Source organism: Eudoraea sp. (genome assembly GCF_049665975.1).
Classification (GTDB): domain Bacteria; phylum Bacteroidota; class Bacteroidia; order Flavobacteriales; family Flavobacteriaceae; genus Eudoraea.
Genome location: NZ_JBATGR010000044.1, coordinates 1 through 9,646, shown reverse-complemented (window position 1 = coordinate 9,646; position 9,646 = coordinate 1). Strand labels below are relative to the sequence as shown.

Here is a 9,646-nt window from a genome sequence, read left to right as displayed (position 1 = left end):
ACAAAAGGAGCTATTCCAATGGCGAAGATCGCAAGTATAGCTGAGGTCCATTTGCCTATACGCACCAGCTTTTTTTCACCGGCATTTTTTTGGATATATCGTTTAAAAATGCCCAGGCTAAAAACTGTTGCTGCACTATTTAAGGCACTGTTGAAAGTAGTGAGTATAGCCCCCATCATAACTGCAACAAAGAATCCTGTTAACCAGGCTGGTAATACCATTTTAACAAGATTGGGGTAAACACTATCGGGATTATCATAAAATTCTTCCCCAAAATAATAAAACCCAATAAGGCCTGGAAGTACAATTACCAAAGGAACCAGGATTTTCAAAAGCCCTGTAAACAATAACCCTTTTTGAGCCTCTTTAAGATTTACGGCCCCGAGTACCCTCTGGATAATTGACTGGTGCATGGTCCAGAAATAGATCTGGTTTATCATTAAACCTGTGAAGATTACTTCAAAAGGCAATATAGCCGACCTTGATCCGGGCCCAACCCCTGTTTCTTGGCTTATAACATTAAATTTACCCGGGTTTTTCTCAAAGACCTTGCTTATTCCTTCTGCCAAATTTCCATCTCCAATACTCCAAAGTGCCAGTATAGGAACAAGTAAACCCGCAACAAGGAGGCCAAACCCGTTTATGGTGTCTGTATATGCAACCATTTTAAGTCCGCCAAATATGGCATAAAGAGCGCCAATACCTCCAACGATTAGTATAGTTATCCAAATTCCTTCTTTCTGACTTACGTTCAGTAGTTCTGAGATTTCAAATATGGCTTCGATATTTAATGCTCCGGTATATAATACTATAGGTAACAGAGTAGCTACAAAAGATATGATAAGCAATAGCGCTACCAGAGTTCTTGTAAGGCCATCAAATCGTTTTTCCAAAAATTCCGGAATCGTTGTCAGTCCCATTTTCAGGTACCGAGGTGCAAAATATAAAGCTGCAATTACGAGCGCCAATGCAGAGGTAACCTCCCAGGCTACTATGATGGCCCCATTTTTATAGGCTGAACCATTCATTCCAACAAGATGCTCAGTTGAAATATTGGTCAAAAGCAATGATCCGGCTATGACCACTCCTGTAAGAGATCTTCCTCCAAGAAAATAACCGTCTTTGGTATTTAATTTATCCCGACGAAGTTTCCAGGTAGCGTACAGGGCAACGAAGCCGGTAAAAATTATGAAGGTCAGAAATGTCATAGCTTTAAAAATAAGCAATACCATTTAAAGGGATATGCCCTCTCCTAATAAAATAGAAAAGGGCATAGTAATTATCCTTTTTTATTTAAGAAAAAATTATTCCATTGGGAAGTTTTCGGTAGCTTTAACTTCTTCCATTTGCTTTATATGCCTTTCAGTATGGCCAGACATAAACATAAGTATTTGAAAAGCATCAATAGTGCCAAAAGGCATTTGCCCATAATGATTTCTCAGATCATCTTCTGTAGTCTCCATATAGATTATGTGTTCTCTTCTTTTTGAATTAAAAGCTTCCAGGCTTTCTTCATAGGATCCAAATTTCCCGGATGGCTCAAAAGGTTCTGAGGTTTTTACTTTTGTATCGCGGCTTCTAATCATAGCCATAAGCTCTTTATCAGTCATTTTTACGTCACTGCGCTTAGATGGATCTGCAGGTTTTTTTAAGGATTCCTGAAGCATTTGGTCCAAAGCATTTTCGGAAATAGCCAGATGTTCAACGCATTCGGCAATGGACCATGATTCAGGACTACTTTTGAAATTTAACTGTTCCTCACTTAGCCCATTAAGGGTTTCCATCATATATACTTGAGTTTTAGTCAATTCAAGAGCTCCTATTACTCTTTCCTGATCCGTAAGCTTAGTACTTGTGTGGCCAAAACCAAGCACGAAAAGCGCTATTATTGGAAGAAGAATTTTTTTCATTTGTTTGTTATTTAAGGTTGTTAATTAAATTATTAATCATGTGCTTGACAATTCCGAAATATTTTAAAAGATTTCTATAAACTATGGAATATCCTATAATAGATATACGTATAAATTTAGGATAACAGTCCTGGTATTCAATAAAGTATTGACAAATAATCTTTTAAATAATTTAATCTTTTCAGGGCATCAGATAAAATCTTAAATACTCCATTGTTCTTTGACCTCTTCTATTTACTCTGAAATGCGTACCCCCTTAAAAACATTAACTTTCGGATCTATTGGGTTACCCGATGCCCTTCGCAAAACAACTATCTGCCCGCTATGCCAAATAGCATCCTCAATAGGCCCGTTTATCTGATTCCAGAACGGGTTTTCAAATGTACCTGATTTAGATTTAAAGACCACCAAATGTTCGTTTAGGTCACTTACACCAATAAAAATTTCACTGGCCTTTTTAAAATTTAATAAAGTGCGCTTTCTTTTTTCCAGGAAAGAAAGTGCTTCTTCCCTGGGCTGGGTTCTATCATTTATTTCCTTTACTGCGGAGTTGTACACGACCCGTGATAAGTTATAAAGATGATCTAAGGTTTCATCAATAGTTCTATTGCTTTCCGAAGGCTTATAAGCCAGGTCTTCGGTCCGCAATCCTTCAGTGGCCCAATAATATCTAAATCCCAAACCATCTATCATTCGGGCAACCACTGTACCTGCCGTATAACTATCGGGATAGTCCGGAATCTGATAATAAGGCAGGTCCTGAGGGTGATTTTCCTGTGCATTAATAACGGTAATAAAAAATAAGGCCATAAGGATAGTTTTTAATTTCATATTCTTCCAGATTAATATTGATGAAATGCTTCAGATACAAATTCTAATACCACTGGTAGTGACGCTCTCCAATAGGTCCAGCTATGCCTGCCATCACGTACTCTGTATTCATGTGGAATATCTTTTTTCTTCATTGCTATATGAACAAGACTATTTCCTTCATATAAAAAATCATCATCTCCACAGTCAATAAACCACCTAACCGACTTAATGTCTTCAACCGGCATAGACTCAATCAAAGAAATGGCATTATGACGTTTGAAATACGTTTTGATTTCTTCTTCGGTAAAGGTTTCTCCTCTTTCTTTAAATCGTTCTTTTAATTTATCAATAGTAAGCGCACCAACGGAAGCACTTAAAGGGCAGGCAGAAGAGAATAACTCCGGATGATGCAAAGCGTACATAAAAGAACCACCGCCCCCCATGGAAAGGCCTGCCACTGCACGAAATCGTTTTTCTCCCTTAATTCGATACGTAGCTTCCACATAGGGCATAAATTCTTCAAAAAAGAAATCTTCATAGCGCCAGTCCCCTCGGTTAAAATAGCCTCGCTTTCCAGTATTTGCATCGGGCATTACAATAATCATGGGGGTAGCCTTACCTTCGCGAATGGCCTTGTCTGTAATGTGTAAAACTTCTCCAAATTGCACCCAACCGGTTTGGTCATCACCTCCGCCGTGCAGTAAATAAAGTACCGGATAGCTTCGTTGGGAGGAATCATAATCCGGAGGTAAGTAAATTGCAAATTTTCGCTCACTCTTTAATATTTTACTGTTAAGAGTAAGTTCGTCCAAAACTTTACCGTTTTGACTATAGGCCAATGAACTAATTATGAGATGAAAAGCTAAAAAAAGGATAGTATTTTTCATTTAGATGTTTATTAAGTTAAGAAATTCCTATCAGTCGATCTTTGCCCATTCTGGGAAAACGCCTTCTACAATATCAAAAATAAAGGTACCGAAATAATAAGTTATCACAGATACCAGGATAATCCCTATAATATTTAGGAAAAAGCCGGTTTTAGCCATCTGAATGACAGTAATACGTTTACTGCCAAAAACTATGGCATTGGGAGGGGTAGCTACTGGTAACATAAACGCGAGGGAACCTGCAATTGTGGCCGGAAGCATAAAGAGAAGGGGGTTAGTTTCTATGCTAACTGCCAGGCCGGCAAGAATGGGTAATAAGGTTTCTACAGTTGCTGTATTAGAAGTAATTTCGGTTAAAAAAGTTACAAGGAAACTTATGCAAATAATTAGAATCAGAGGATGCATGCCTCCTAACCATTCCAACTGATGTCCAAACCACAAAGATAAACCAGATTCTTTAAACCCGCTCGCCAGGGCAAAACCGCCGCCAAACAGTAATATTATTTCCCAGGGAATCTCTTCTGCGGCTTTCCAATCCATAAGAAAAGTCCCTGGTTGCGTTTTAGATGGAATCATAAAAAGGACTACGGCAACAAAGATGGCCACTGTACCGTCATTAAAAAACTGTGGATAATTAAATAAGTTTGACCATCCGGGAATCTTGAATTCACCTATCATTATATCCGCCCTGAAAAACCAGAGCATTGCAAGGGAGGCAAAAGCAATTATCAATACTTTTTCTTCAAAGTTTTTCTTTCCCAGTTTTACATAATCCTGAAGAATTTCATTCTTACTCAAACTTTTCCAATTATTTTTTCTCTTGACAAAAATTAGGTATAAGTAGCCGAATAAAACAAAGAACAAAACCAGGGATATTGGAAAGGCATAAAAAAACCAGGTTGCAAAGGAAATCTCCGGGGCATTAGGAAAGTAAATATAAAAGATACGAGCGAATGAAAGATTCGGTGGTGTACCCACAAGAGTTGCAATTCCCCCTATAGAAGCGCTGTAGGCAATGCAAAGTAAAAGGCCTACAGCAAAGTGCTTTACCAATGTTTTACCATTTATCTCCTCCAACTTAGTAATTATTGATAAAAGTATTGGGACCATTAGCATGGCTGTAGCCGTATTAGATATCCACATGGAGAGGAAAGCAGTAGCAAGCATAAACCCCAGAAGTATTCTACCCGGACTACTGCCGATAATTCGAAGAATTTTTAATGCAATTCGCTTGTGTAGCCCCCATTTTTGGATGGCAAGGGCAACCAAAAAACCTCCAATAAATAAAAATATGACATGATTAAAATAAGTGGCTGAAACTTCCCGGCCATTCATGATTCCAAGTGCAGGAAAAAGCACAATAGGCAAAAGAGAGGTTATGGCGAGTGGAATTAGCTCGGTTATCCACCAGAGGGCCATTAATATTGCTACCGCCAGTGTATTAGTAATAGCAGGATTATCCGGATCTAGTTCTACAAAGAATATCAAATAAGCCGAGATAAAAGGGGCCAGAATAGACAAGGCATATCGGGCCGATTTACCCGGGTTTTCAGTGATAAATTTTCTGCCTGTAGGCATGGGTTTACCTTTTTATACTAATTTACGATATTGATAAGCCAATTGTTAATTCTTAGCTTGTTTTTAAATAATCTGATAATCTTAACGACAATGCAACAAGTGTTAAGGTGGGATTTGGAGCTCCAGCAGTACTAAAACAACCAGAACCAGCAATAAAAAGGTTAGAAATACCATGAACTTTACAATTTGCATCTACTACTCCTTTATTACGATCTGCACTCATTCGTGTTGTTCCCATATGATGCCAACCTCCACCTAACTGATCTGGCATCGAGTTGTCGTTTTCATCCCAGAGGAATTCCTCTAATTTTATTCTTCCAACGTTTGCCTTTCCCATCTGTTCCCCAAGTATGTGGTACATTTTTCTGATACTGTATTTATCCAGCTCGGTTAATTCCCAATGCAATTGGGGTCTTGGCACACCCAATGCATCCTTTTCAGCAGATAATACTATTCTGGAGTTAGGGTTAGGGGCCTGTTCCATCCGCGTGTATAATTCAAAAGCCCTATTCCCATTCTCATCCTTCCGAGTATCTTTTTTCTCTCTGGATTTTCTGAAATTTGCTACTAATCTATCGTAGGATTTCCTTGGATCTTTATTGCTCCAGAGATCTATAAGGGGTGTCTGCTGTTTTGCTATTACCAGAGGCGTTAGGGAAGCGGAACCGTTTAGGATACCGGCTTCCTCTTGAATAACTTCGTTAAGAGCTAATTCTGCCCTTGGTTTACGTGTGCTGTAATCAAAAGTGTATAAATCAGTTGAAAATGATTTTTTTAGCCATAATTGGGCGGACTTAACTTCCAGATGTTCCATAAAATAACGCCCAACAAGATCCCTGTCATTGCCTATACCTTTTTTGGTCTGTCCTCTTGATGCCAGTAGCATCCTTGCATTTTGTATAGCACCACATGCTAAGACATAATTTTTAGCTCTTACCTTATGGGTTCTTCCCTCATGATTCTTGACTATGAGCTGCTTTATGTCGTGAACTTCTTCATTTGCAATAATATTCGTGAGATTGGCATAAGTGTAAAGGTGTATATTTGGAGATTTAACAATGGTTTCTTTATAAGTTTTACCAAATCGGGTAGGGGGGCTAAATTGCCACATCTTTGACCAGATAATGTTCTTGTCCAGTGGAAAAGGGGTGAGTTCCGGGTGCTTTTCCTGCCAATATTGAAATTCGTAATTATAGGCATCTAATTCAAATAAATTTTGGGCTTTAGTGTAAAATGGTACAAGATCGTCCAGTGTTATAGGCCAGCCACTATCCGGAACCCAACTTCTAATTTTAAAATCTATCGGATCAAAAGGAGCGCACATACCTCCCCAATGACCTGTTGTGCCTCCAAATAAATGTAGCCTGCATGAGCGCAAAGGATAATACTTCTGTCCTGTTGAGTTTCCGGAATAAAGATCCTGAATTTCACTGTCGTATTCAAAACCTCCACCTTCCAGAAGGATTACTTTTTTGCCACTTTTATTCCAGTCCAGTGCCATACTGATACCCGCTGCACCGGCACCAACAATACAAAGATCTCCTTCAATTATGGTGTTGTTATCAAGGTCTCTAGCGTCTAAATGCATAAATTCTAATTTGCTACGGAGATTGATAAAAGGGCACATTGCCTGGCTTCAGTGATAGAAAGTAACCAGCCATCAATAAGAATCGTATTGCCGGTGGTAAAGTCTTCCGTTACTTTAGATTTCAAACCTATTTTTATTTCGGAGCTGTAAATTTCTGCATCTTTGAGCAGCAATTCTTTCAAATATTTTTTATTATTCTCATCGGTTAACCCCCGGTAGGTATTTCCAATATTAATTAAAGTATTTTGATCGCAGATTTCGGCAAGATCTATAGGGTGCCTCAGGTCTCTGCCTGTTGCAGATTTAAGTTTATAATACCAAATGCCAACTAAGCTTATTAATAGACCAAAAAGCGATAATAACAGGAACTTTCTTCTTTTCATTATGGCTACTTCAGGAGGGATTATTTTTAATTATGGATTTGAAAGATTATTATTTATTGAATTTAAAAATTCCTTTAAATATTTTTTGAAACTCAATAATAAAGGTAATAAAAATGGTGGGTTAACTGCTATATTAAATAGACTTAAAGCCTAATAAGTATCAGGTATTTAAGGCTTTCAACACCCTTTCCGGAGTAAAAGGTAAATGTCTGAGGTGTTTACCGGTTAATTTAAGAAAGGCGTTGGCAATAGCGCAGGCAGCTAAAGGTGTGCCAGATTCACCCACTCCCCGGGGTGGCTCACGAGATTCAATTATTGCAGTTTCTACGCTATCAGGAATATCTGACATTCGCAATATTTCATAATCATTGAAGTTGGACTGTTGCACCTGTCCCTTAACAATGGTCAGTTGTTCTTTAAGTACACTGCTAATGCCCATTAATATTCCGCCTTCCATTTGTGCTTTAACATTATTTGGTTGTATCACTATTCCCGCATCACTTGCACTCCAAAAACGATGAACATTTATTTTGCCGGTTTTTTTGTTTACAGAAATTTCACAAACTCCTGTACTTAATGTACCGCTTCGCTCTAAAAAAGCAATCCCTTTGGCATGGTTATCAGCAATGTTGGAATACCAATCAGACATAGCCATAGCTTTCTCCAATGTAGCAAGTCCCCTTGGTGAATTACTCAATAAAATCCTTCTAAACTCTGCTGGATCTTTCTTGAAATATATAGCTATTTCATCGATCATGCACTCTATCGCAAATTTGTTAGGGCCATGGCCCACTGAACGCCAATGTTTTAGTCTAATGCCTTCAGAAACTTCCCGCCATTCCGCATATTTGTTAGGAATATCATAATAATCAATTCGGATACCGCTTGCAACCAAATTACCACCATCTCCAACCACACAATGTGAAAAACCTGTTATTTTCCCGTGAACGTCTGTAGAAGCCTGTAATCGTTGTAGGGTTAAAGGTCTATAGGCACCATAGCTAACGTCATCCTCGCGTGTCCAAAATAATTTTACCGGTCTGGGAGCAACCTCCCTGGCTAAACCGGTTCCTTCCAACACAAAATCTGTCATGCTCCTTCTGCCGAAGCCACCTCCTAAATACTGCAGATTAATTTTTACATTTTCTGCCGGAATCCCGAGGTACTTCGGAACTCCAAGTTTAGAATCGAAACCTTGCTGACTTCCAACCCAAACCTCAGCTGAGTTTCCATCTGTCGCAACCTGTACTACGGCATTAAGAGGTTCCATTTGGGCGTGGTAGACATAATCATTTTTAAAATCAGCACTAAAGGTTTTTGCCGCTGATTTAATGGCACTATTAATATCTCCTTCATTTGTAATTACTTTAGCTGCTGATTTCGCTGAGGCTATTTTTTCATATTTTTTATAACAATCCTGAGAATTGAAACCACTAGCAGGAGCCTCACTCCATGAAATATTTAGCAATTTTTTGGCAGCCAGAGCCTCTTCTAAAGTTTCTGCAATTATTCCAATGGCATAATCAAATGGGACTATTTTTAAAACCCCCTCTAAGGCCAGTATTTCAGATTCATTATTTAGGGTTGGCTTTGCACCATGAACATTACCACGTTCCAATACGCCATAGAGCATTTCAGGTAATTGAATATCAATGGCAAACTGGGCGGTTCCCTTTACTTTTTCGGGAATATCTATTCGTGGCCGGTCTAGGCCAATAAATCGATAGTTTTTAGGGTCTTTGAACTCTGATTCTGAAAATTCGGGTAGGATATCAGGCATATTCAAAAAGGGAATCAAATTACCATACCCAATCCTTTTGTTATCCCGCCTGTTGATTACTTCACCTTTGGAAGTGCTAAGCTCCCCCATAGGCACTTTCCAGTACTCGGCGGCACTATGCATTAAAATATAACGGGCCTGAGCTCCTGCTTGTCTCATTATGGAATAGTAACCATAAGTTATCATGCTTCCTGCGGTTAACATTACTTTATTGTTGGGACTCCATTTATCCGATCCGTATATTTGGGATTCCTGAGGCGAAAATTCTACGGAGATCATAGACCAATCTGCATCCATTTCTTCTGCAAAGATTGCAGGCAATGAAGTCATGGATCCCTGGCCCATTTCAGCCGCAGGATTATAAATCGTAATCTGACCGTCTTCGGCTAATTTCACCCAAGCTGTTAACTGATGTTTTTTTAAAAGTTTTTCTACCTCTCTATTGTTTTTACAAGAAATCAACTGAGGCAAAAGGCCGGAAACGCCAATAAATAATGCAACCCCTCCTGAGGTTTTTAGAAATTCTCGCCTGCTTACTGCCTTATTCATTAGTTCCACAAAAGATTTATACTTAGAGAGAGATTTAAGTTTTTACTGATGTTTTTTCTGCTGCTATTTCTATAGCTTTTACAATACGCAAATATGTGCCACAACGACATAAATTTCCATTCATATAAGCTTTTATCTCTTCCTTTGTTGGATTGGGA

At 38.7% G+C, this 9,646-nt stretch carries 9 protein-coding genes; all 9 read right to left on the bottom strand.

The features are described 5' to 3' along the window. Positions 1 to 1,208: solute:sodium symporter family transporter (locus tag WBN20_RS01825; protein WP_424280495.1), on the bottom strand; the 1,208-nt coding region annotated here is incomplete at its 3' end. Between the two features lie 96 nt (positions 1,209 to 1,304). Then, on the bottom strand, positions 1,305 to 1,910 hold the full coding sequence (locus WBN20_RS01820; protein WP_424280494.1) for a DinB family protein: 606 nt from the start codon (positions 1,908 to 1,910) through the stop codon (positions 1,305 to 1,307). A 234-nt stretch (positions 1,911 to 2,144) separates the two neighbouring features. Continuing rightward, the gene (locus WBN20_RS01815) at positions 2,145 to 2,741 is read right to left on the bottom strand and encodes a hypothetical protein (protein ID WP_424274104.1); all 597 of its coding nucleotides are present in this window, start codon (positions 2,739 to 2,741) and stop codon (positions 2,145 to 2,147) included. Between the two features lie 11 nt (positions 2,742 to 2,752). Continuing rightward, positions 2,753 to 3,610 (bottom strand): alpha/beta hydrolase, encoded by an 858-nt coding sequence (locus WBN20_RS01810; RefSeq protein WP_424273509.1) that lies wholly within the window; start codon positions 3,608 to 3,610, stop codon positions 2,753 to 2,755. A gap of 30 nt (positions 3,611 to 3,640) precedes the next feature. Further along, a complete protein-coding gene (locus WBN20_RS01805) occupies positions 3,641 to 5,188 on the bottom strand; it encodes an SLC13 family permease (RefSeq protein WP_424273510.1) in 1,548 nt (515 codons plus the stop codon). A 52-nt stretch (positions 5,189 to 5,240) separates the two neighbouring features. Further along, positions 5,241 to 6,776, bottom strand: a complete 1,536-nt coding sequence (locus tag WBN20_RS01800) for an FAD-dependent oxidoreductase (protein WP_424280493.1) — start codon at positions 6,774 to 6,776, stop codon at positions 5,241 to 5,243. Positions 6,777 to 6,781: 5 nt separating this feature from the next. Continuing rightward, the gene (locus tag WBN20_RS01795; RefSeq protein ID WP_424280492.1) at positions 6,782 to 7,159 is read right to left on the bottom strand and encodes a hypothetical protein; all 378 of its coding nucleotides are present in this window, start codon (positions 7,157 to 7,159) and stop codon (positions 6,782 to 6,784) included. A gap of 160 nt (positions 7,160 to 7,319) precedes the next feature. Beyond that, the gene (locus tag WBN20_RS01790; protein ID WP_424280491.1) at positions 7,320 to 9,488 is read right to left on the bottom strand and encodes a molybdopterin cofactor-binding domain-containing protein; all 2,169 of its coding nucleotides are present in this window, start codon (positions 9,486 to 9,488) and stop codon (positions 7,320 to 7,322) included. Positions 9,489 to 9,522: 34 nt separating this feature from the next. Continuing rightward, positions 9,523 to 9,646, bottom strand: a 124-nt coding sequence (locus WBN20_RS01785; RefSeq protein WP_424280496.1) for a 2Fe-2S iron-sulfur cluster-binding protein, incomplete at its 5' end; no start/stop codon positions are given.